Origin of the sequence: Pseudomonas sp. PDM09 (genome assembly GCF_014852305.1) — a bacterium.
GTDB lineage: Bacteria > Pseudomonadota > Gammaproteobacteria > Pseudomonadales > Pseudomonadaceae > Aquipseudomonas.
On record NZ_JACVBI010000006.1, the window covers coordinates 341,550 to 362,242 of the forward strand.

At 59.4% G+C, this 20,693-nt stretch carries 18 protein-coding genes and 1 pseudogene; 5 read left to right on the forward strand and 14 right to left on the reverse strand.

Annotated features, from left to right (window positions below; genetic code table 11):
• Positions 1-90: 90 nt before the first annotated feature.
• The 8 genes from IB250_RS17040 to IB250_RS17075 all read right to left on the reverse strand — a co-directional run bounded on the left by IB250_RS17040 (position 91) and on the right by IB250_RS17075 (position 7,355).
• Complete coding sequence (locus tag IB250_RS17040) at positions 91-306, reverse strand: TOBE domain-containing protein (protein WP_003229256.1); 216 nt, start codon at positions 304-306, stop codon at positions 91-93.
• Positions 307-340: 34 nt separating this feature from the next.
• On the reverse strand, positions 341-1,147 hold the full coding sequence (gene ssuB / locus IB250_RS17045; RefSeq protein WP_192344968.1) for an aliphatic sulfonates ABC transporter ATP-binding protein: 807 nt from the start codon (positions 1,145-1,147) through the stop codon (positions 341-343).
• The gene (ssuC, locus tag IB250_RS17050) at positions 1,144-1,926 is read right to left on the reverse strand and encodes an aliphatic sulfonate ABC transporter permease SsuC (protein ID WP_192344969.1); all 783 of its coding nucleotides are present in this window, start codon (positions 1,924-1,926) and stop codon (positions 1,144-1,146) included. The genes ssuB and ssuC overlap by 4 nt, the downstream gene beginning before the upstream one ends.
• 9 nt (positions 1,927-1,935) lie before the next feature.
• Complete coding sequence (ssuD, locus tag IB250_RS17055; protein ID WP_008067973.1) at positions 1,936-3,084, reverse strand: FMNH2-dependent alkanesulfonate monooxygenase; 1,149 nt, start codon at positions 3,082-3,084, stop codon at positions 1,936-1,938.
• A gap of 25 nt (positions 3,085-3,109) precedes the next feature.
• A complete protein-coding gene (locus IB250_RS17060; protein WP_192344970.1) occupies positions 3,110-4,075 on the reverse strand; it encodes a sulfonate ABC transporter substrate-binding protein in 966 nt (321 codons plus the stop codon).
• Positions 4,076-4,176: 101 nt separating this feature from the next.
• A complete protein-coding gene (gene ssuE, locus IB250_RS17065) occupies positions 4,177-4,770 on the reverse strand; it encodes an NADPH-dependent FMN reductase (protein ID WP_192344971.1) in 594 nt (197 codons plus the stop codon).
• A 278-nt stretch (positions 4,771-5,048) separates the two neighbouring features.
• Positions 5,049-5,687 carry a peroxiredoxin gene (locus IB250_RS17070; RefSeq protein ID WP_192344972.1) on the reverse strand — a complete coding sequence of 213 codons (639 nt, stop codon included), beginning with the start codon at positions 5,685-5,687 and terminating at the stop codon, positions 5,049-5,051.
• Between the two features lie 294 nt (positions 5,688-5,981).
• Positions 5,982-7,355 carry an OprD family porin gene (locus tag IB250_RS17075; protein ID WP_192344973.1) on the reverse strand — a complete coding sequence of 458 codons (1,374 nt, stop codon included), beginning with the start codon at positions 7,353-7,355 and terminating at the stop codon, positions 5,982-5,984.
• Positions 7,356-7,819: 464 nt separating this feature from the next.
• On the opposite strand from IB250_RS17075, the pseudogene tauA reads away from it, so the two are divergent.
• Positions 7,820-7,984 (forward strand): annotated as a pseudogene (gene tauA / locus IB250_RS17080) (taurine ABC transporter substrate-binding protein); the annotation flags it as partial.
• Positions 7,985-8,017: 33 nt separating this feature from the next.
• Here tauA and argA read toward each other — a convergent pair.
• Positions 8,018-9,316 carry an amino-acid N-acetyltransferase gene (argA, locus tag IB250_RS17085; protein WP_123500376.1) on the reverse strand — a complete coding sequence of 433 codons (1,299 nt, stop codon included), beginning with the start codon at positions 9,314-9,316 and terminating at the stop codon, positions 8,018-8,020.
• A gap of 265 nt (positions 9,317-9,581) precedes the next feature.
• Positions 9,582-10,751, reverse strand: coding sequence for an acetylornithine deacetylase (argE, locus tag IB250_RS17090; RefSeq protein ID WP_192344974.1), 1,170 nt, complete (start codon positions 10,749-10,751; stop codon positions 9,582-9,584).
• Positions 10,752-10,926: 175 nt separating this feature from the next.
• Here argE and IB250_RS17095 point away from each other — a divergent pair, with 175 nt between their 5' ends.
• On the forward strand, positions 10,927-12,294 hold the full coding sequence (locus IB250_RS17095) for an inorganic triphosphatase (protein ID WP_192344975.1): 1,368 nt from the start codon (positions 10,927-10,929) through the stop codon (positions 12,292-12,294).
• Between the two features lie 125 nt (positions 12,295-12,419).
• Here IB250_RS17095 and IB250_RS17100 read toward each other — a convergent pair whose 3' ends face one another.
• Positions 12,420-12,884, reverse strand: a complete 465-nt coding sequence (locus IB250_RS17100; RefSeq protein ID WP_123500382.1) for an Lrp/AsnC family transcriptional regulator — start codon at positions 12,882-12,884, stop codon at positions 12,420-12,422.
• Positions 12,885-13,010: 126 nt separating this feature from the next.
• Between IB250_RS17100 and IB250_RS17105 the strand changes: the two genes are divergently transcribed.
• The 3 genes from IB250_RS17105 (at position 13,011) to IB250_RS17115 (ending at position 15,721) form a co-directional block, all read left to right on the forward strand.
• Entirely contained in the window at positions 13,011-13,349 is a 339-nt protein-coding gene (locus tag IB250_RS17105; protein WP_007899446.1) for a hypothetical protein, read from the forward strand.
• A 90-nt stretch (positions 13,350-13,439) separates the two neighbouring features.
• Positions 13,440-15,224 (forward strand): GspE/PulE family protein, encoded by a 1,785-nt coding sequence (locus IB250_RS17110; RefSeq protein WP_192344976.1) that lies wholly within the window; start codon positions 13,440-13,442, stop codon positions 15,222-15,224.
• 176 nt (positions 15,225-15,400) lie between these two features.
• Positions 15,401-15,721, forward strand: a complete 321-nt coding sequence (locus IB250_RS17115) for a DUF2388 domain-containing protein (protein WP_008076034.1) — start codon at positions 15,401-15,403, stop codon at positions 15,719-15,721.
• Positions 15,722-15,918: 197 nt separating this feature from the next.
• Here IB250_RS17115 and gcvP read toward each other — a convergent pair whose 3' ends face one another.
• From gcvP to gcvT, 3 genes are all read right to left on the reverse strand, one after another.
• The gene (gcvP, locus tag IB250_RS17120) at positions 15,919-18,792 is read right to left on the reverse strand and encodes an aminomethyl-transferring glycine dehydrogenase (protein ID WP_192344977.1); all 2,874 of its coding nucleotides are present in this window, start codon (positions 18,790-18,792) and stop codon (positions 15,919-15,921) included.
• 270 nt (positions 18,793-19,062) lie between these two features.
• Positions 19,063-19,449 (reverse strand): glycine cleavage system protein GcvH, encoded by a 387-nt coding sequence (gene gcvH, locus IB250_RS17125; RefSeq protein ID WP_192344978.1) that lies wholly within the window; start codon positions 19,447-19,449, stop codon positions 19,063-19,065.
• A 50-nt stretch (positions 19,450-19,499) separates the two neighbouring features.
• Positions 19,500-20,582: a glycine cleavage system aminomethyltransferase GcvT gene (gene gcvT, locus IB250_RS17130; RefSeq protein WP_192344979.1), complete on the reverse strand. Its 1,083-nt coding sequence runs from the start codon at positions 20,580-20,582 to the stop codon at positions 19,500-19,502.
• Between the last annotated feature and the right edge of the window lie 111 nt (positions 20,583-20,693).

Here is a 20,693-nt window from a genome sequence, read left to right on the forward strand (position 1 = left end):
CGAACGCGGAGCGTCCGAAGAGGCATTCCCACGCAGAGCGTGGGAACGATCAGGGCTCACACCCTCCAGGGTTGTTGTTTGAGCACGCGCTTACAACTTGGCGATCGACACCTCGGTGGATTTCACAAACGCGATTACTTCACTGCCGACCACCAGTTCCAGCTCTTTCACCGAACGGGTGGTAATCACCGAAGTGACGATGCCGGAGGCCGTCTGCACGTCGATTTCCGACAGCACGTCACCCAGCACGATTTCCTTGATCGAGCCTTTGAACTGGTTACGAACGTTGATGGCTTTGATAGTCATGATGTTGATTCCTGTCGTTGGATGAATCTTTAAGTTATTGAGCCCAACGCAATTGCGCAGGCAGTGGTGAAACAGGTTCCGGTTCTGGCGGTTGGCCAGGCAGGGACAGCACGCGGTTGAGCACTTCGGTTTCCAGCGCCGCCAGCCGATGGGAGCCACGGACCCGAGGGCGTGGCAGCTCCACATGCAGGTCGAGGCCGACTTCGCCCTCTTCAATCAGGATCACCCGATCGGCAATCGCCACCGCTTCGCTGACGTCGTGGGTCACCAGCAACACGGTGAAGCCATGCTGTTGCCAGAGCCGTTCGATCAGTTGCTGCATTTCGATTCGGGTCAGGGCATCCAATGCGCCCAGCGGTTCGTCGAGCAACAGCAAACGCGGTTGATGAATCAACGCGCGAGCCAGGGCCACACGCTGCTTCTGCCCGCCGGACAAGGTTGCCGGCCATTCGTTGGCGCGATCCGCCAGGCCGACGGCTTCGAGCGCTTGCAATGCTTGCGGCCGCCAGTTGCCCTTGAGCCCGAGACCGACGTTGTCGATGATCTTTTTCCACGGCAGCAGACGCGCTTCCTGGAACATCAGTCGAGTGTCTTCCCGCGCATCATTCAGTGGTGCTGCGCCTGCAAGCAGCTCACCCCCCGTGGGCTTGTCGAGACCGGCGAGCAAGCGCAGCAAGGTACTTTTGCCGCAGCCGCTACGCCCGACCACCGCCACAAACTGCCCGGCCGGAATGTGCAGGTCGATTTCACGCAGCACCTGCCGTGAACCGAAGGTTTTTTGCAGCTTGCGCACCACCAGCGGAATACCGCGCAGCAGGCGTGGAGGTTGTTGAGCCGTCATGCGGCACCTCCCTTGGCAACCTGATAAGCCGGATGCCAGCGCAGCCACACGCGTTCAAGCCCACGCGCCGCAAGGTCGGCCAGCTTGCCGAGCACCGCGTACAAAAGAATCGCCAGCACCACCACGTCGGTCTGCAAAAACTCCCGGGCATTCATCGCCAGATAGCCAATGCCCGAGCTCGCGGAAATGGTTTCCGCCACGATCAATGTCAACCACATGAAGCCCAGCGCAAAACGCACACCGACCAGAATCGATGGCAGCGCACCCGGCAAAATCACTTGGCGAAACAGGCTGAAACCGGACAAGCCATAACTGCGCGCCATCTCCACCAGCGCCGGATCGACGTTGCGAATGCCGTGATATGTGTTGAGGTAAATCGGGAACAACGTGCCCAACGCCACCAGAAAAATTTTTGCCGACTCGTCGATGCCGAACCACAGGATCACCAGCGGAATCAATGCCAGATGCGGCACGTTGCGGATCATCTGCACCGAACTGTCGAGCAGGCGTTCGCCCCACGTCGACAGGCCAGTGATGAAGCCCAACGCAAGACCGATGCCGCCGCCAATGGCGAATCCGAGCGCCGCGCGCCAGCCGCTGATGGCCAGGTGAGTCCAGATTTCACCGCTGCTGACCAGGCTCACACCGGCTTCGATCACCGCGATCGGCGCCGGCAGAATCCGCGTCGACAACCAGCCCGCCGACACCGACAACTGCCACACCGCCAGCAACAAGACCGGCAGCGCCCAGGGCGCGAGGTTGTGGATGATTTTCTTCATGGCGGCGCCTCAGCTCTGGGACGCGGCTTTGGGAAGAATGTCGTTGGCTACCATCTCGCCGAACGGGCTGACGTAACCGGCGCTTTTCGGCAGTTCCGGACGCTCGATATCCAAGTGCGGGAACAACAACTCAGCCACCCGATAGGACTCTTCCAGGTGTGGATAACCGGAGAAGATGAACGTATCGATGCCCAGGTCCGCGTATTCCTTCACCCGTGCCGCCACGGTCGGGCCATCGCCGACCAGCGCCGTACCGGCACCGCCGCGCACCAGACCAACACCGGCCCACAGGTTGGGGCTGACTTCCAGATGGTCGCGACTGCCACCATGCAACGCGGCCATCCGTTGCTGACCGACCGAATCGAAACGCGCCAGAGACGCCTGGGCACGGGCAATGGTGTCATCGTCCAGATGCGAGATCAGTCGATCCGCCGCTTGCCACGCCTCTGCGTTGGTTTCGCGAACAATCACATGCAAGCGAATACCGAAGCGCACGGTGCGGCCGAGCTTCGCCGCTTTGGCGCGAACCTGCTCGATTTTTTCTGCCACGGCGGCCGGTGGCTCGCCCCAGGTCAGAACCATCTCGACTTGCTCTGCCGCGAGGTCTTGGGCGGCTTCCGACGAGCCACCGAAATACAGCGGCGGGCGCGGTTGCTGGATCGGCGGATAGAGCAACTTGGCGCCCTTCACGCTGATGTGTTGACCGTCGTAATCAACGGTTTCACCTTCCAGCACCCGGCGCCAGATGCGGGTGAATTCCACCGAAGCCTGATAGCGCTCTTCGTGACTGAGGAACAAACCGTCGCCGGCCAGTTCTTCCGGATCGCCACCGGTGACCAGGTTGAACAGCGCACGACCGCCAGACAAGCGATCCAGTGTCGCGGCCTGACGCGCCGCCACCGTCGGGGAAATGATCCCGGGGCGCAGGGCGACAAGGAACTTCAAACGCTGGGTCACCGGGATCAGCGACGCGGCTACCAGCCACGAGTCTTCGCAGGAGCGACCGGTGGGAATCAGCACCCCGCCAAAGCCCAGACGATCCGCCGCTTGCGCGACCTGTTGCAGGTAACCGTGGTCGACGGCGCGAGCGCCTTCAGCGGTGCCAAGGTAATGGCCATCGCCATGGGTAGGCAGGAACCAGAAGATATTAAGGCTCATGGAGTGGTCTCCTCAGGAAATCGAATTACGGCGCTTTGGCCACGGCGGTGGGTGGCGTCCAGATCACGTCTTTGATGCTCAAGGGTTTGGGAATCAGCTTGAGCTGGTAGAAGCTGTCGGCGATTTTTTGCTGGGCAGCGACTACTTCCGGCGTAAGGAACAGCGCGCCGTAGCCCTGGCGTTTCACCGAGGTCAGGGTGATGTCCGTTGGCAGGCCGAGCAGTGGCGAAACTTGCTTGGTCACGTCCTCGGGATTGGCCTTGGACCATTCGCCAACCGCGCGTACTTCTTCCACCAGCGCCTTGATCACTTGAGGATTTTTCTGCGCGTAAGGTTTGGTCGCCAGGTAGAACTGGTGGTTGTCGACGAGGCCTTTGCCGTCGCGCAGCGTGCGTGCTTGCAGTTGCTGTTCGGCGGCGGCCTGGTACGGGTCCCAGATCACCCAGGCATCGACACTGCCACGCTCGAATGCGGCACGGGCATCGGCTGGCGGCAGGAACACGGTCTGGATGTCGGTGTATTTGAGGCCGGCGTCTTCAAGCGCACGCACCAGCAGGTAATGCACGTTGGAGCCTTTGTTGAGCACGACTTTCTTGCCCTTGAGGTCCTGCACCGATTTGATCGGCGAGTCCTTCGGCACCAGGATCGCTTCACTGTGGGGCGCTGGCGGTTCATAGGCAACGTAGAGCAGATCGGCGCCGGCCGCCTGAGCGAACACGGGCGGCGTTTCACCGGTGACGCCAAAGTCGATGGAGCCGACGTTCAGGCCTTCGAGCAGTTGCGGACCACCGGGGAATTCAGTCCATTGCACGTCCACGCCTTGGGCGGCGAGGCGTTTTTCCAGAGTACCTTTGGCTTTGAGCAGCACCAGCGTGCCGTACTTTTGATAACCGATCCGCAGGGTCTCGGCTTGAGCTTGAGTAATGGCGCCGAAGGTTACAGCCGCAGCAAACAGAGCGACCAGACCACGACGCAAAATGACAGTGCGCATAGCGCTCTCCTTTTGCAGTTGGGTTTTGGCTGCACCTGCTTGCCCGTTAGCGGGCCAGTAAGGTGGAGTACTTCAAATTCAGATGTGGTTTGAGGGCGGGCTTAAATGCTCCAGCGAGCACTCAACAAACGTTCGTTCAACAGGTTCGGATCGAGCGGCTTGGGCCGTCGAGCCATGGCGCTGAAAAACTGCTCCAGCGCTTCAAACAATCGTTGCGCAAGCTCCGGCGCCAACTGCGCCTGGGCGCTGCCTTCGCCGTAAGTGATCTGGCTGTCCACGGCGAAAATCCCCTGCAGCATTTCCTGGGCTTTCAACGCTGACAGCACCGGTTTGAGCGCGTAATCCACCGCCAACATGTGGGCGATACTGCCGCCGGTAGCCATCGGCAAAACCACCTTGTGGCTGAGGGCACGTTCGGGCAGCAGATCGAGCAAGGTTTTCAGCGCACCGGAGAACGACGCCTTGTAAACCGGCGTGGCGATCAACAAGCCATCGGCGTTTTCAATCTGTTGCAACAGGTCGATCACTTTCGGGCTGTCGAAACGGGCATGCAGCAAATCTTCGGCCGGGAAGTCCCGTACCTGGTAACTCACCACTTCCACACCTTGCTCTTGTAACCAGCGTCGCGAGCGCTCCAGCAAAACCCCGGAACGGGAGCGTGGGCTGGGACTGCCACCGAGTGAGACGACCAGCATTCAGACAATTCCTTGAGCGGTGTTAGCGATTCGCGGCTTGCGATCTCGCGTTGATGGAGTGACCTTAACAGTTGATTTATATATCCATAAATCATATTTATTCATTTAGTTATGCGTTATAGATCTATGTGAAACTGTTTTTCCCAGGTAAAAAAAAGGCCGTCGAAACGGCCCAAAATCCCCTGCTTTGGTTGATGCCTGTAAAAGATCGCAGCCTTCGGCAGCTCCTGCAGCTGTACGCCAATCTACGTAGGAGCTGCCGTGCGATCTTTTGACGTTTAACGATTCGGCTGCGGCGTCAGGCGCAGGTATGGCCTCACCGCGCGATAACCCTTGGGAAAGCGCTGCCTGATTTCGTTTTCGTCCTTGAGCGACGGCACGATCACCACTTCATCACCGTCCTGCCAGTTGGCCGGGGTGGCCACCTTGTAGTTGTCGGTGAGCTGCAGCGAATCGATCACCCGCAAAATTTCATTGAAGTTACGGCCGGTACTCGCCGGGTAAGTAATCGTCAGCCGAATCTTCTTGTTCGGGTCGATCACAAACAGCGAACGTACGGTCAGGGTGTCGTTGGCATTCGGATGGATAAGGTCATACAGGTCGGACACTTTGCGGTCCGCATCGGCGAGGATCGGGAAGTTGACGATGGCGTTCTGGGTTTCGTTGATGTCCTCGATCCACCTGTGATGCGAGTCCACCGGGTCGACCGACAGAGCAATGGCTTTGACGCCGCGCTGGGTGAATTCATCCTTGAGCCTGGCGGTGAAGCCCAGCTCGGTGGTGCACACTGGCGTAAAGTCCGCCGGATGGGAAAACAACACGCCCCAGCTATCGCCCAGCCATTCGTGGAAACGGACAGTGCCGGCGCTGGAATCCTGTTCGAAATCGGGGGCGATATCGCCAAGTCTGAGGCTCATGGTGCTGCTCCTGGTGAGTGCTTGTTGAGCCCAACTGTGCCTGCGTTCGATATTAATTAAAAAGAATAAATATCGATTTATTTAGATCTATAAAGAATATTAAAAATCTGTTCACTGGACCTGAATAGTCATCGAGACGAACATCGGTCACAAGGTTCGAGAAGGCCTTGAGTTGCTGCAAAAGAGGGGAATTTCAAGGAGGGTTTACGGGGGTGAGCCCACCTTGAAAACGCAAAAGCCCCGCCCGGCGTGATGCCGGGCGGGGCTTTTTTTACGTCGGTTACGCGAGTGCTGTTACAACAGCGGGATCGAGTAGCTGACGATCAGGCGGTTTTCGTCCTGGTCGCGCTGACCAGGGACGTCGTTGCGCCACATGGCGTTTTTCCAGGTGAAGCCCAGGTTCTTCAGCGGACCTTCTGGCACTACGTACGCCAGGGTCAGGTCGCGTTCCCACTCGGAACGGCCGGAACCGTTCTCGCGACCGTTGGTACCAACGGTGTCAATGTTGTCGCCACGCAGGTAAACGATGCCGGCAGTAGCGCCTGGCAGGCCAACCTTGGCGAAGTCATACGAGTAGCGAGCTTGCCAGGTACGTTCGCCGGCACGGGCGAACTTGGCGATCTGGCTGTCGGTAGTGATGTAAGCCGACGAGCCGTCACCCTGGTTCAGCCAAGGGAAGTCGCTGCTGCCATTGCTGACCTGATAACCACCGCCGAAGGTGTGACCGGCAACGGAGTACAGGAACAGGCCGCTGTACAGGTTGTTGTCGACTTTACCGCGACCGGAACGGAAACCCTCATCGTTACCGGAGCTGAAATAAGCCGAGTCGTGACCGTTGGCACCGTCATCGGAGCTGTTGAAGTAACGCAAGTCAGACTTCAACACACCAGGACCGATCGACCAGTTGTGAACCAGGCCCAGGAAGTGTTGCTTGTAGAAGTCTTCCAGGTTGCCGTAGTAGTACTGGGCAGTCAGGTCTTTGGTGATTTTGTAGTCACCGCCACCGTAGATGAACTTGTTGCTGTCACGACCGGCAGCAGTGTGAGCGTTCGCACCAGCAATCGACAACTCTTCGTTGTTGCTGGAGTTACGGCCCTTGGCGTGCTCGATCTGACCGCCGACCAGTGTCAGGTCTTTGATTTCGTTCGAGGTGATCTGGCCGCCCTGGAAGGTTTGCGGCAGCAGACGACCGTCGTTGGTCACGATCACTGGCAGTTTTGGCTGCAGAGTGCCCAATTTCAGTTCGGTCTGGGAGATCTTGGCTTTGGCAGTCAGGCCCAGGCTGGAGAAGTTATCAACCGCTTCGCCGTTGGATTTGCTTGGGAAAACAGTGCCGCCGTAAGAAGTCGAAGTGGCGCCGTTGGTGCCACCGCCCGAGTCCAGACGCACGCCCAGCAGGCCGATAGCATCAATACCGAAGCCAACGGTGCCTTGGGTGTAACCCGAGGTGAAGCGCAGGTCGAAGCCTTGACCCCATTCTTCGTTTTTGCTCTGAACACCGTTAGCCTTGTTGGCAGCAGTGCCAGCAGCGCTGTCACGGTTATCCGTGTTGATGTAGAAGTTACGCAACCCCAAAGTAGCCTTGCTGTCTTCGATGAAACCGGCGGCGCCTGCCTGCTGCGCCAAAACCCCTACGGCCACTGCCAGGGCCAAGGTGGACTTCTTCATGTTTCGCTCCTCTCGTTCTAATTTTTGTGTTCTTTGGTCTCGGGTCTAACGCCCCAGATCCACAGATGCGCGATTAGCGCCAGACCGTGACTGACAAGTCAATCGTAACCATGTGTGTCTACGACCAAGGTCTAACCGCCGTGATTTGGTCCCTGCAGGGTAATGATTTCCTCATAAACCCAAAAAGAATTATTTCATTCTTTTTCATACCATTTGGGAATATAGCTCTCGAGCAATGATCCGAACCGAGACAAAAGGTATCGGCTCATAAGCTAATTCCTAAATGGTATTTATTGGCCTTTTTTTAGATCGATTAGCGTTTGCGTATTCCCCATACGTCAATCACTTTCGAAAAGGCGACGCCATCATGGCCAAACGCGCACTATCTAGTCAATTTGTTACAGTTTGTGTATCGCGTATATTTTCTTTTCCGCCGACGTATTGGGGCGTTCGCAAGGATTTACGCCGCGATGACCGGCGCCAATGATGTGCCAGAGCTGCTGGTCAGCTCGGCATCTCCAGCCCAGGCGAAGGGCGAGACGGCGAAGTTCTTGAAGGAACAAGGAAAGGTCGAGACGGTGCTGCCGGATTATTCGCCGTATGTCAGCGCGAAATTCGTCACTGAATAACACCCCGCCCCCGTAGGAGCGAGGCTTGGGGCATCACAGGGCTTTTTCGAAGATCTTCGAGTTACGCTGATAGTTGTAAAGCGACGCCCGCGCCGACGGCAGGCGTTCGACGCTGCTCGGCACGAAGCCCCGTTCACGGAACCAGTGAGCGGTCCGGGTCGTCAGCACGAACAAGGTTTTCAACCCTTGGGCCCGGGCGCGGGTTTCGATGCGTTCCAGCAGTTCATCACCGCGACCGCCATGGCGGTACTCCGGGTTCACCGCCAGACACGCCAACTCCCCAGCATCCGAATCGGCAATCTGATACAGCGCGGCGCAGGCGATGATCATGCCTTCGCGTTCGACCACGCTGAACTGCTCGATCTCACGCTCCAGCACTTCGCGGGAACGCCGTACCAGAATGCCCTGCTCTTCCAGCGGGCTGATCAAGTCCAGCAAACCGCCGACGTCTTCAATGGCCGCCTCGCGTACAACTTCGAATTGCTCCTGGGCCACCAGCGTACCGCCACCGTCACGGGTGAACAGTTCGGTCAGCAACGCGCCATCTTCGGCGTAACTGACGATGTGACTGCGCGCCACCCCGCCCCGGCACGCTTCAGCGGCCGCGTCCAGCAGCTCGGCCTGATAATTGTTGCCCAGACGCTGCAAATGCGCCGGTACTTGCTGCGGGCGCAATTCGCGGACCAGCCGGCCATTTTCGTCGATCAAGCCCAAATCGGCGCCGAACAGCAGCAGCTTGTCCGCCCCCAGATCGATAGCTGCACGGGTGGCGACATCTTCGCAAGCGAGGTTGAAGATTTCACCGGTCGGCGAGTAACCCAACGGCGACAACAGCACGATGGAGCGCTCGTCCAGCAGGCGATTGATGCCCTTGCGGTCGACCCGGCGCACTTCGCCGGTGTGGTGATAGTCGACACCCTCAAGTACGCCGATCGGCCGTGCGGTGACCAGATTGCCGCTGGCCACCCGCAGGCGCGAACCCTGCATTGGCGATGAGGCCATGTCCATCGACAGCCGGGCTTCGATGGCGATGCGCAGTTGACCGACCGCATCAATCACGCACTCAAGCGTCGCCGCATCGGTGATGCGCATGCCATGGTGGTAATGCGGAGTCAGGCCGCGAGCGGCGAGGCGGGTTTCAATTTGCGGGCGCGAACCGTGAACCAGCACCAGTCGCACACCCAGGCTGTGCAGCAGCACCAGGTCGTGGACGATGTTGCCGAAGTTCGGGTGCTCCACGCCGTCGCCGGGCAGCATGACGACGAAGGTGCAATCGCGGTGGGCGTTGATGTAAGGCGAAGCGTGACGAAGCCAATTGACGTATTCGGGCATGAACCTGGGCCTGTAATAAATAGCAGCCGAAAAAAGGGTAAAGCAGTAAACGCACAGCGGGCTGATGGTTATCGTCGGAACAGGCTTGGCGACACGCGCGCTCTCCTCATGAATACGGGTTGGGACACTGGCAATTTATACGTTTAGTCAGCCAAAACACAGAACCTGTGGGAGCGGGCTTGCTCGCGAAGGCGGCGTATCAGACACATTAATATCAACTGACACTCCCTATTCGCGAGCAAGCCCGCTCCCACATGGGTTGCGCTCAACTGACCGGCATCGCCGTTTTGGCCGGTGTCAGGCAGTAATGTTCAATCAGTTGACGTAATAGATGCACGGTAGGCTGCAAACGTGACATTTCGAGGTATTCCCCCGGTTGGTGTGCGCAGGCGATGTCGCCCGGTCCCAATACCAGTGTTTCACAACCAAGACGCTGAAGATAAGGCGCTTCTGTGCCGAACGCCACTGCTTCGGCGCGATGACCGGTGAGCTTTTCAGCGACCCTCACCAATTCCGAGTCCTCGGCCTGCTCGAAGGGGGGCACTTCGGGGAACAACGGCGCGTAATCGATCTTCACTTGATGCCGTTCGGCAATCGGATTGAGCTTCTGCAGAATCGCCGCGCGCAGCGCTTTGGGGTCCATGCCTGGCAAAGGCCTCAGGTCGAATTCCAGCGAACACTGGCCGCAGATGCGATTAGGGTTGTCCCCACCGTGGATACAACCGAAATTCAGGGTCGGCTGCGGCACGCTGAACTGTGGGTTACGAAACTCGCGCTGCCACGCCAGGCGCAGGCCGCGCAGTTCGCCCATGGCGTCGTGCATGGCTTCGAGGGCGCTGTGGCCCAGGCGCGGGTCCGAGGAATGGCCGCTCTGGCCGAGGATGTCGATGCGTTCCATCATGATGCCTTTGTGCATCCTGATCGGCTTCAGCCCGGTCGGCTCGCCGATCACCGCGGCCCGGCCCAGCGGACGTCCAGCTTCGGCCAGAGCGCGAGCGCCAGACATCGAGCTTTCTTCATCGCAGGTGGCGAGGATCAGCAAGGGTTGCTTGAACGGTTGGTCGAGCAAGGGTTTGACGGCTTCGATGGCCAGGGCGAAAAAGCCCTTCATGTCGCAACTGCCCAAGCCGACCCAACGACCGTCCACTTCCGTCAGTTTCAGCGGGTCGGTCTGCCACAACGCCTCGTCGTAGGGCACCGTATCGCTGTGACCGGCCAGCACCAGCCCGCCGGGGCCCGAGCCAAAACTGGCCAGCAGATTGAATTTGCCGGGGCTGACCTGCTGGATATCGCAGGCAAAACCCAAGTCCCCGAGCCAAGTCGCCAGCAAGTCGATGACCGGCCGATTGGTTTGATCCAGGCTGGGCTGGGTACAGCTGACAGACGGCGCGGCGATCAGCGCAGCGAACTGATCTTTCATGGACGGCAAAGGCATCGCTGACTCCCAACTCCCGAATTGAAGTCCATCATAGAACCATCCGGCGACAGGAATAAACCGTCGCGGCGCGTAGGGTGTCAACAGACCCTATCTCGAATGAGTCCTGTACACTGCACGACCTTGGCAGCCACACATTCCCCCGGCTGCGCTCCCGATCCTGGATTTTCCGGCCATGCAGAAAGAAACCGAAATCAAACTCCGCGTCAGCCGCGAAACCCTCGCCGCCCTGCGCGAGCACCCGTTACTGAAAAAACGCAACAAAAGTGGCTGGGAACGCCGTGAGTTGATGAACCAGTACTTCGACACGCCTGAGCGCGACCTGGCCCGCGCCAAGGTTGCCCTGCGCCTGCGCCGCGATGGCGACGAAGTGATTCAGACCCTCAAGACCCGTGGCCAGAGCGTCGCCGGTTTGTCCGAGCGTCACGAGTACGACTGGCCTCTGGCCAAAGCCAAGCTCGACGTGAAGAAGCTCGAAGGTGAATGCTGGCCCGAAGAGCTGGCCGAGCTGGACAAGAAAACCCTGAAAGCCATCTTCACCACCGATTTCGTTCGCGAACGCGCAGAAATCGCCTGGGGCCGTGGCAAGACCAAAGTGGTTATCGAAGCAGCGCTGGACCTGGGCCACGTGGTGGTCGGCAAGCAGAAAGAAGAAATCTGCGAGCTGGAACTGGAGCTGCGCGAAGGCGAACCGGCCGCGCTGCTGGAACTGGCCGCCGAACTGGCTGCGACACTGGCGCTGATGCCGTGTGACATCAGCAAGGCCGAACGCGGTTATCGCTTGTTCGACGCCAACAGCTACTCGCTGAGCTTGCCGGCACCGCAGATCACTGCCGAAATGCCGCTGGACGATGCATTCGCCGCGTTGAGCTGGCATTTGCTGAGCAGCAGCCAGCGTCTGGCCGAGCAATATCGCTTCAATGGCCACTGGCGCCTGTTGCAGGACTGGGTCGAGAACCTCGCTGAAATGCGCGCGTTGATCAGCAGCCTCGGTCAGGCCGCACCGCGTCAGTCGACGCACGATCTGCGGGTCGCGCTGGATGCCCTGCTGGAAGACTGGCGCCCGCTGGTACAGGCCGGCCTGGACGACGAAGACGTACGTAAAGCTGCGCCGGAGCAGTTCCTCGAAGAACTGGAAGACCCACGTTGGGGCCTGTTCTCACTGAACACTTCGCGCTGGCTGCTGGCCCGCACCTGGGCCGCCGATCGCAACGTCCGCGGTAATCGCCAGGGCGCTGCACAACTGGGCAGCTGGCTGCCGCGCATGCTGGGCGAAGAAGCCAACTCGCTGCAATTGCAACGTTACCAGCAACAGCCGGAAGACCTGGCCGAGCAACTGCCGCGTATCGAGCGCATCCAGGCCTGGCTGCACCATGCCCGCGGCGTACTGGAGATCCCGGAAATGGATCGCCTGTACGGTGAGCTGAACAAACTGACGCAACTGGCCAACGAGCCGATCACCGATGAATCGCTGGATGCGCGCAAGCAGCAGGCGATCGCGGTGTATCAGAATCGAGCCTGGAAGACTTTGCTGCGTCTGTAAGACTGCCATCGCGGGCAAGCCCGCTCCCACAAGGTTATCTGTCGCTCACATATTCGTGGACGCTAAAGATCAAATGTGGGAGCGAGCCTGCTCGCGATGAGGCCAGCACATTCACCGCAAAAACTTCAGACCGGCAAACTCGTCGTGGACTTGATTTCCGATAACGCCACGATCGAGTTGACCTCCTGAATCCCCGGCACCATCGACAGCTTCTCGAAGAAGAAGCGCTCATAAGCCTCGATGTCCGCCGTGACGATCCGCAGCAAGAAATCCACCGACCCCATCAGCACATAACATTCCAGCACTTCGGGAAAACCGCGAATCGCCTCGGTGAACTCGGTGAAGTTCGAACGTCCGTGGGCGTTGAGTTTGATCTCGGCGAAGATCTGCGTGTTAAGGCCGATTTTCTTGCGGTCAAGCAACGTCACTTGAGCACGAATGATCCCCTCCTCCTTCATCCGCTGAATCCGCCGCCAGCACGGCGACTGCGAGAGCCCCACCTGTTCGGCGATCTGCGCGCTGGAGAGCGAAGCGTCCTCTTGCAGCAACGCGAGAATCTTGCGGTCGTAGCCATCCAGCTCGCTGTGCATAGAAAAACCTATAGTGGGTACTAAATCGAATTGATCGATTCGATAAATGGTCAATAAGCCCAATCATAGATAAGAAATGCCCGGCACCGAATGTAAAAATTCCTCCAGTGATTTTGGAGCCCGACCATGCCGCATTTAGAAGCCGTGAACACCCCGCCCGCCCGCGCCGATGTCTGGAACGTCAGCAACGCCCACTGCCGCGTTCACTATCAATTACTGGCCGAGGCCGAGCCGGATCTGCTGTGTCGGGCGCTCAACTTGTTCGCCTTGCAGTTTCTGACGCCGCAGCAGGTCAACGTGCAGCGTATGGACGATCTGCTGTCGGTCGATATCGTCATGGACGGCCTGAGCTGGCACCGTGCTCAAGTGATCGCGGAAAAATTACGTAACCTGATCAGCGTCTGCTCGGTGAACCTGCAAGCGGCTGATTCTGCGTGGGAAGAGCCGGCTCAGGCGGCAGGCTGAAAAGAAACGTCACGCCTTGGTCGGGTAGTGGCCCAACGGTCTGCGGGTGCACGACTATCCTTTGCGAACGGTTGTTCAAAAGGAGCCCGCATGTCCGTTCAACTCGCCACTCAGGACCGCTGGCTGGACCTCAATGATTTGCTGCGTGAATTGGTCGCCCAAGGCTTTATCAGCCAGGATTCGGCCGAGCACGCGCTCAACGCCCGCCGCCGTCACGCCATAAATGGTCAACAGCACCCGCTGGAATTCATCGCCAGCCAACACCTGGACGACCTCAGCCGTCCCGGCAAACACCTCGATCTGGAAAGCCTGACACTCTGGCTGTCTCAGCAGGCCGGTCAGCCTTACTTGCGCATCGACCCGCTGAAAATCAACGTCGCGGCCATCACGCCGTTGATGTCCTATGCCTTCGCCCAACGCCACAAGATTCTGGCGGTGTCCATCGACCGCGATGCCGTCACCGTGGCCAGCGCCCAGCCCTTCGTCAGCAGCTGGGAAGCCGACCTGACCCACGTGCTGAAGGTACCGATCAAGCGCGTAGTGGCCAACCCGGTGGACATCCAGCGCTTCAGCGTGGAGTTTTTCCGCCTGGCCAAATCGGTCACCGGCGCCACCAACGCTGATCAACAAACAAGCACCCTGGGCAACTTCGAACAGTTGCTCAACCTCGGCGCCAGCGACCAGGAGCCGGACGCCAACGATGCACACATCGTCAACATCGTCGACTGGCTGTTCCAGTACGCGTTCCAGCAACGGGCCAGCGATATCCACATCGAACCCCGGCGCGAGCAAGGCACGGTGCGCTTTCGCATCGACGGCGTGCTGCACAACGTCTATCAATTCCCGCCGCAGGTGACAATGGCCATCGTCAGCCGCCTGAAAAGCCTGGGGCGGATGAACGTCGCAGAGAAGCGCAAACCCCAGGACGGCCGGGTCAAAACCAAAACCCCGGATGGCGGCGAAGTCGAGTTGCGGCTGTCGACATTACCGACCGCGTTCGGCGAAAAAATGGTCATGCGGATCTTCGACCCGGAAGTGCTGCTCAAGGACTTCGATCAGCTGGGTTTTTCCGCCGATGACCTGCGTCGCTGGCAAGACATGACCCGCCAGCCCAATGGCATCATTCTGGTGACCGGGCCGACGGGTTCAGGCAAGACCACCACGCTGTACACCACCCTGAAGAAACTGGCGACGCCGGAGGTCAACCTCTGCACCATTGAAGACCCGATCGAAATGGTCGAGCCAGCGTTCAATCAGATGCAGGTCCAGCACAACATTGACCTGACCTTTGCCGCCGGCGTGCGCGCACTCATGCGGCAAGACCCGGACATCATCATGATTGGCGAGATCCGCGACCTCGAAACCGCCGAGATGGCGATTCAGGCCGCACTCACTGGCCACTTGGTGCTGTCGACGTTGCACACCAACGACGCCCCGAGCGCCATCAGCCGCCTGCTGGAGCTCGGCGTGCCGCATTACCTGATCAAGGCCACGGTGCTCGGGGTCATGGCCCAGCGTCTGGTCCGGACCCTCTGCCCCCATTGCAAGGCGCCATTAACTTTGGGCGAGGACGACTGGCAAACCCTGACCCGGCCTTGGCAAGCGCCACTGCCAGGTAACGCACAACGCGCCATCGGTTGTCTGGAATGCCGCGAAACCGGCTATCGCGGCCGCGCCGGCGTGTACGAAATCATGCAACTGACTGATGGCATCAAAGCGCTGATCAACCCTGATACCGATTTGCTCGCGGTGCGGCGTCAGGCCTTCAAGGAAGGCATGCGCAGTTTGCGCTTGTCGGGGGCGCAAAAAGTGGCGGCGGGTTTGACGACGGTCGAAGAGGTGTTGCGAGTGACGCCGCAGAGTGAGCAGAAGTAGGCCTGATGTCGGTAGGAGCTGCCGCAGGCTGCGATCCTTTGATCTTGTTTTTAAAAGCAAAAATCAGAAGATCGCAGCCTGCGGCAGCTCCTGCGGCGAGCCGACTAACGTCACGGAACTCGATTGGGTTATTGGCAATCAAAGCCCGCAGTTAAAACCCAGTGGAGTCACCTTTTATGCGTCTCAAACTTGCTGTCGCTACTTTCGCCGTGTTGTCCCTTCAAGTCGGTTCGGCGATGGCTGATGACAGCTTTTTGCGTAACGTCCTTACTTCCGGTGCCACCACCGGCACCTCCTACCTGACCTCCAGGGATCACAAGCTGGTCGTCGCCGCCCAGGACGACGCCGGCAGCTTTGTCGCCAGTGACGGCGCCATTCGCGGCCCCTATCTGGAAGCTGCGATACAGAAAGTCCGCGCCGACAACCCTGGCCTGCAAGCCACGGACATGGAACTGGCGAACGCCATCCTGGCGAAGAATGCCATCGCCTCGAAATAAGGTTCGTTGCTGAACAAAAAATGCCGCTCTGGATGAGCGGCATTTTTTTGCCCGAGACAAAACCCTGTCAATGATCGCTCCCACGCTCCGCGTGGTAGCGCCGCCATGGACGCTCTGCGTCCGCTCTTGGGACGCAGAGCGTCCCGGGATGCATTCCCACGCAGAGCATGGGAACGATCATTTAGTGTTCCGTTACTTCAGCGGTATTCATCCACCGGCACACACGCGCAAAACAGATTGCGGTCACCGTAGACATTGTCCACCCGGTTCACCACCGGCCAATATTTATGGGCCTTGGTGTGAGCATCCGGCGTCACCGCCCGCTCGATGCTGTACGGGCGCTCCCAAACCCCGGTGATGTCGGCCAAGGTATGTGGCGAACGCTTCAGAGGGTTGTCCTCTGCCGGCCAGTTGCCGTTCTGCACCTCGGTGATTTCCGCGCGGATACTCAGCATCGCGCCGATAAAACGGTCCAGCTCCGCCTTCGATTCACTCTCGGTCGGTTCGACCATCAACGTCCCCGGCACCGGGAATGACATGGTCGGCGCATGGAAGCCATAGTCCATCAGGCGCTTGGCAACGTCCTCTTCACTGATCCCGGTCTGCGCCTTGAGCGGCCGCAAGTCGAGGATGCATTCGTGGGCCACTCGCTCGTTGCGCCCGGTGTAGAGCACTGGAAATGCGCCGGCCAAATGCTGCGCCAGGTAATTCGCGGCGAGAATCGCCACCTCGCTCGCATCCGCCAACTGCGGCCCCATCATGGCGATGTACATCCAGCTGATGGGCAAAATGCTCGCACTGCCCCAGGGCGCCGCGCTCACCGCGCCGTTCTCCGGCAGCGGGCCGTCGATGGGCACTACCGGGTGATTGGCGACGAACGGCGCCAGGTGCGCGCGAACGCCAATCGGGCCCATCCCCGGCCCGCCACCGCCGTGGGGAATGCAGAAGGTTTTGTGCAGGTTCATGTGCGACACGTCGGCACCGATGTCTGCCGGCCGTGCCAATCCAACCTGCGCGTTGAGGTTGGCGCCATCCATGTACACCTGACCGCCATGGCTGTGGATAACTTCACAGATCTCGCTGATGCCTTCCTCGTAAACCCCGTGGGTCGAAGGATAAGTCGCCATCAGGCAGGCGAGTTTATCCCCCGCCGCCGTGGCCTTTTCCTTCAAATCATCCAGATCGACATTACCCGCCTCATCGCACTCGACGATCACTACGCGCATACCGGCCATCTGCGCCGAAGCCGGGTTGGTGCCGTGGGCCGATGACGGGATCAGGCAGATATCCCGCGCGCCCTGATGGCGGCTCTCGTGATATTTGCGAATCGCCAGTAACCCGGCGTACTCGCCCTGAGCGCCCGAGTTGGGTTGCATGCAGATAGCATCGAAACCGGTGATCGCGCAGAGCCAGCGCTCCAGCTCCTCGATCATCGAGGAATAACCCACCACCTGCTCTTTCGGCACAAACGGATGCAGGTTGGCGAACTGCGGCCAGGTGATGGGGAGCATCTCGCTGGTAGCGTTGAGCTTCATGGTGCAAGAGCCCAGCGGAATCATCGATTGGTTAAGCGCCAGGTCTTTGTTTTCCAGCTGCTTGAGGTAACGCAGCATTTCGGTTTCGCTGTGATGAGCGTTGAACACCGGATGACGCAGATAAGGTGTACTGCGCTGCAACCCGGCAGGAATGCCGGATACCAGCGTTTCAGCATCCAGGTCGTCGACGTTGAGCCCATGATCGGCACCGAGAAACACATCGAACAGCTTCGCCACGGTGGTTTCGTCACAGGTTTCGTCGAGGCTCAGGCCCAGCTGCCCACGGCCGAGAATGCGCAAATTGATCTGCGCCGCCTGGGCACTTTCGATGATTGCCGTCTGAGTGCCCCCCACCTCCAGGGTCAGGGTGTCGAAGAAATGCTGGTTGAGACGGGTGATCCCGTGACGCTCCAGGCCAGCGGCGAGGATGCAGGTCAGCCGATGGACGCGCTGGGCAATCCGTTTTAGCCCTTCCGGGCCATGGTAGACCGCGTAGAAACTGGCGATATTGGCCAGCAGCACCTGAGCGGTGCAGATGTTGGAGTTGGCCTTCTCCCGGCGGATATGTTGCTCGCGGGTTTGCAGGGCCATGCGCAGGGCAACGTTTCCGCGCGCATCTTTCGACACGCCAATGATCCGCCCGGGAATCGCCCGTTTGTATTCGTCGCGACTGGCAAAAAACGCCGCGTGGGGACCGCCGTAACCCATGGGTACGCCGAATCGCTGGGACGAACCGAACACCACGTCGGCGCCCAGCTCCCCCGGCGGGGTCAGCAACAGCAGGCTCAGCAGATCGGTCGCCACGCAAGCCAAAGCTTGTTGGGCATGCAAATGATCGATCAATGGGCGCAGATCGCGCACTTCACCGTGGGTGTCGGGATATTGCAGCAGCGCGCCGAACACCTGGTGCTTTTTCAAGTTATCCACAGCGTCGATGATCAACTCGAAACCGAACCCTTCGGCTCGGGTCCGCACGACGGAAATGGTCTGCGGGTGGCAATTCTCATCGACAAAAAACAGGTTACTTCTGGATTTGGCCACGCGCTTGGCCAGTGCCATGGCCTCGGCTGCCGCCGTGGCCTCATCCAGCAGCGAGGCGTTGGCCAGTTCCAGGCCGGTCAGGTCGATGGTCAGCTGCTGGAAATTCAGCAACGCTTCGAGCCGGCCTTGAGCGATCTCCGGTTGATAGGGGGTATAGGCGGTGTACCAACCGGGATTTTCCAGCACGTTGCGCAGGATGACGGCCGGCGTGAGAGTGCCGTGGTATCCCATGCCGATCAGGCTGGTCCATACCTGGTTCTGCTCGGCGTAGCCCCGCAGCTTGGCCAGCGCGGCTTCTTCGTCGAGGGCCGGCGGCAAGTCCAGCGGCCGGTTGAGGCGGATTCCCGGCGGAACCGTCTGCTCGATCAGTTCGACCCGGCTGCCAAGACCGAGGCTGTCGAGCATCGCCTGCTGCTCGGCGGCATCGGGGCCCAGATGGCGGCGCAGGAAGGTATTGGGGTCGCGTAACTGGCTCAAGGACGGCAACTGGGACATGACGGGCTCTCTCTTGACTGGCGCTCGGCGTCGATGCAATGCGGTCAAACCAGCATAGCAGTCGCTGCCAGCAGCGAACCTGTGGGAAAGGTTGACACATACCCTGTGGGAGCGGGCTTGTTCGCGAAAACGGTGGGTCAGTCGACATATAGGTTGAATGATTAATCGCTTTCGCGAGCAAGCTCGCTTCCACATTTAATCTCCAGCGCATCAAGTTAGCAGAGACAAAAAAGCCCCGAAAAGTCGGGGCTTTGAGGTAACGCTGAAGGCTTATTCGCCGATGGCGGCCTTGTAGGCAACTGCATCGAGCAGCAGATTGTCCAGTTCGGTGGTATCGCTTGGCTCGAGTTTGAAGAACCAGCTGTCATAAGGCGCGCTGTTGACCAGTTCCGGGTTGTTGGCCAACTCTTCGTTGACGGCAATGACTGTGCCGGAAACTGGCGAGTAGATATCCGACGCGGCCTTGACCGACTCGACGACACCCGCAGCCTCACCGGCAGCGAACACTTTGCCGATTTCCGGCAGCTCGACGAACACTACGTCACCCAAGGCTTCCTGAGCATGGTCTGAAATACCCACTTTCACGCCGCCATCATGGTCTAGACGGGCCCATTCGTGACTTTCGGCAAAACGCAGGTCGACAGGGATTTCGCTCATGTTCTGTGTCCTCAAGAAAAATGTCAGCGGTCATTGCCCGCCAAAAAAAGTTAGATCAAGGTTTTGCCGTGGCGTACGAAGGTCGGTTTGACCACTCGAACCGGGTACCACTTGCCACGGATTTCCACTTCAGCGCGGTCGGCGGTGGCCACCGGTACGCGCGCCAGTGCAATCGACTTGCTAAGCGTAGGAGAGAAACTACCACTGGTGATCTCCCCTTCGCCAACATCGGCGATACGAACCACCTGATGCGCGCGCAAAACCCCACGTTCTTCCAGGACCAGACCCACCAGTTTGTGCTGTACGCCATTGGCCTGTTCGGCTTCCAGGGCAGTGCGGCCAATGAACTGGCGCGTGGCCGGTTCCCAGGCAATGCTCCAGGCCATGTTGGAGGCCAAAGGCGAAACTTCTTGATGGATGTCCTGCCCGTAGAGGTTCATGCCGGCTTCGACACGCAAGGTATCGCGCGCGCCGAGGCCGATCGGGGAAATACCCGCGCCCACCAGATCGTTGAAAAAGCCCGGTGCCTGATCCGCCGGCAGCACGATTTCCAGACCATCCTCACCGGTGTAACCGGTGCGCGCGATGAACCAGTCACCGTCGGTCTGACCTTCGAAATATTTGAGCTGCTGAATCAGCGTGCCGCGGGACTGAGTCACCAGTTCGGCAATCTTGTGCCGGGCGTGAGGCCCTTGAATGGCCAGCATCGCCAACTCGGAACGCTCGTTGAGCCGCACATCGAAGTCACCGAGATGAGCCTGCATCCAGGCCAGATCCTGATTGCGGGTGGAGGCATTCACCACCAGGCGATAACCGTCCTCGAGACGATAGACGATCATGTCGTCGACGATGCCGCCGTGCTCGTTGAGCATGGCGCTGTACAAGGCACGGCCGGGGCTGTGCAGACGCTCGACGTCATTGGCCAGTAAATACTGAAGCCAGGCCTTGGCCTGGGGGCCGTCAACATCGATCACGGTCATGTGGGATACATCGAAAACCCCGCAATCGCGGCGCACCTGATGGTGTTCCTCGACCTGCGAGCCGTAATGCAGAGGCATATCCCAACCGCCAAAATCGACCATCTTCGCGCCAAGGGCGAGATGAAGGTCGTACAGAGGCGTACGCTGTCCCATGGGTTTCTCCTTCCGGGCGTGGCGAAGGTGCGGGCAGGCGCTGCACGAGATGAAATGCCTTGAAATAAAAGGCTTTCAGCCGATTTCAGCAACCCGATCCGAGGACGGACC

What these genes read in the sequence shown, in the direction of transcription:
- IB250_RS17040 (WP_003229256.1), bottom strand. Translation starts at nt 306, where the DNA reads ATGACTATCAAAGCCATCAACGTTCGTAACCAGTTCAAAGGCTCGATC.
- ssuB (WP_192344968.1), bottom strand. Translation starts at nt 1,147, where the DNA reads ATGACGGCTCAACAACCTCCACGCCTGCTGCGCGGTATTCCGCTGGTG.
- ssuC (WP_192344969.1), bottom strand. Translation starts at nt 1,926, where the DNA reads ATGAAGAAAATCATCCACAACCTCGCGCCCTGGGCGCTGCCGGTCTTG.
- ssuD (WP_008067973.1), bottom strand. Translation starts at nt 3,084, where the DNA reads ATGAGCCTTAATATCTTCTGGTTCCTGCCTACCCATGGCGATGGCCAT.
- IB250_RS17060 (WP_192344970.1), bottom strand. Translation starts at nt 4,075, where the DNA reads ATGCGCACTGTCATTTTGCGTCGTGGTCTGGTCGCTCTGTTTGCTGCG.
- ssuE (WP_192344971.1), bottom strand. Translation starts at nt 4,770, where the DNA reads ATGCTGGTCGTCTCACTCGGTGGCAGTCCCAGCCCACGCTCCCGTTCC.
- IB250_RS17070 (WP_192344972.1), bottom strand. Translation starts at nt 5,687, where the DNA reads ATGAGCCTCAGACTTGGCGATATCGCCCCCGATTTCGAACAGGATTCC.
- IB250_RS17075 (WP_192344973.1), bottom strand. Translation starts at nt 7,355, where the DNA reads ATGAAGAAGTCCACCTTGGCCCTGGCAGTGGCCGTAGGGGTTTTGGCG.
- argA (WP_123500376.1), bottom strand. Translation starts at nt 9,316, where the DNA reads ATGCCCGAATACGTCAATTGGCTTCGTCACGCTTCGCCTTACATCAAC.
- argE (WP_192344974.1), bottom strand. Translation starts at nt 10,751, where the DNA reads ATGCCTTTGCCGTCCATGAAAGATCAGTTCGCTGCGCTGATCGCCGCG.
- IB250_RS17095 (WP_192344975.1), top strand. Translation starts at nt 10,927, where the DNA reads ATGCAGAAAGAAACCGAAATCAAACTCCGCGTCAGCCGCGAAACCCTC.
- IB250_RS17100 (WP_123500382.1), bottom strand. Translation starts at nt 12,884, where the DNA reads ATGCACAGCGAGCTGGATGGCTACGACCGCAAGATTCTCGCGTTGCTG.
- IB250_RS17105 (WP_007899446.1), top strand. Translation starts at nt 13,011, where the DNA reads ATGCCGCATTTAGAAGCCGTGAACACCCCGCCCGCCCGCGCCGATGTC.
- IB250_RS17110 (WP_192344976.1), top strand. Translation starts at nt 13,440, where the DNA reads ATGTCCGTTCAACTCGCCACTCAGGACCGCTGGCTGGACCTCAATGAT.
- IB250_RS17115 (WP_008076034.1), top strand. Translation starts at nt 15,401, where the DNA reads ATGCGTCTCAAACTTGCTGTCGCTACTTTCGCCGTGTTGTCCCTTCAA.
- gcvP (WP_192344977.1), bottom strand. Translation starts at nt 18,792, where the DNA reads ATGTCCCAGTTGCCGTCCTTGAGCCAGTTACGCGACCCCAATACCTTC.
- gcvH (WP_192344978.1), bottom strand. Translation starts at nt 19,449, where the DNA reads ATGAGCGAAATCCCTGTCGACCTGCGTTTTGCCGAAAGTCACGAATGG.
- gcvT (WP_192344979.1), bottom strand. Translation starts at nt 20,582, where the DNA reads ATGGGACAGCGTACGCCTCTGTACGACCTTCATCTCGCCCTTGGCGCG.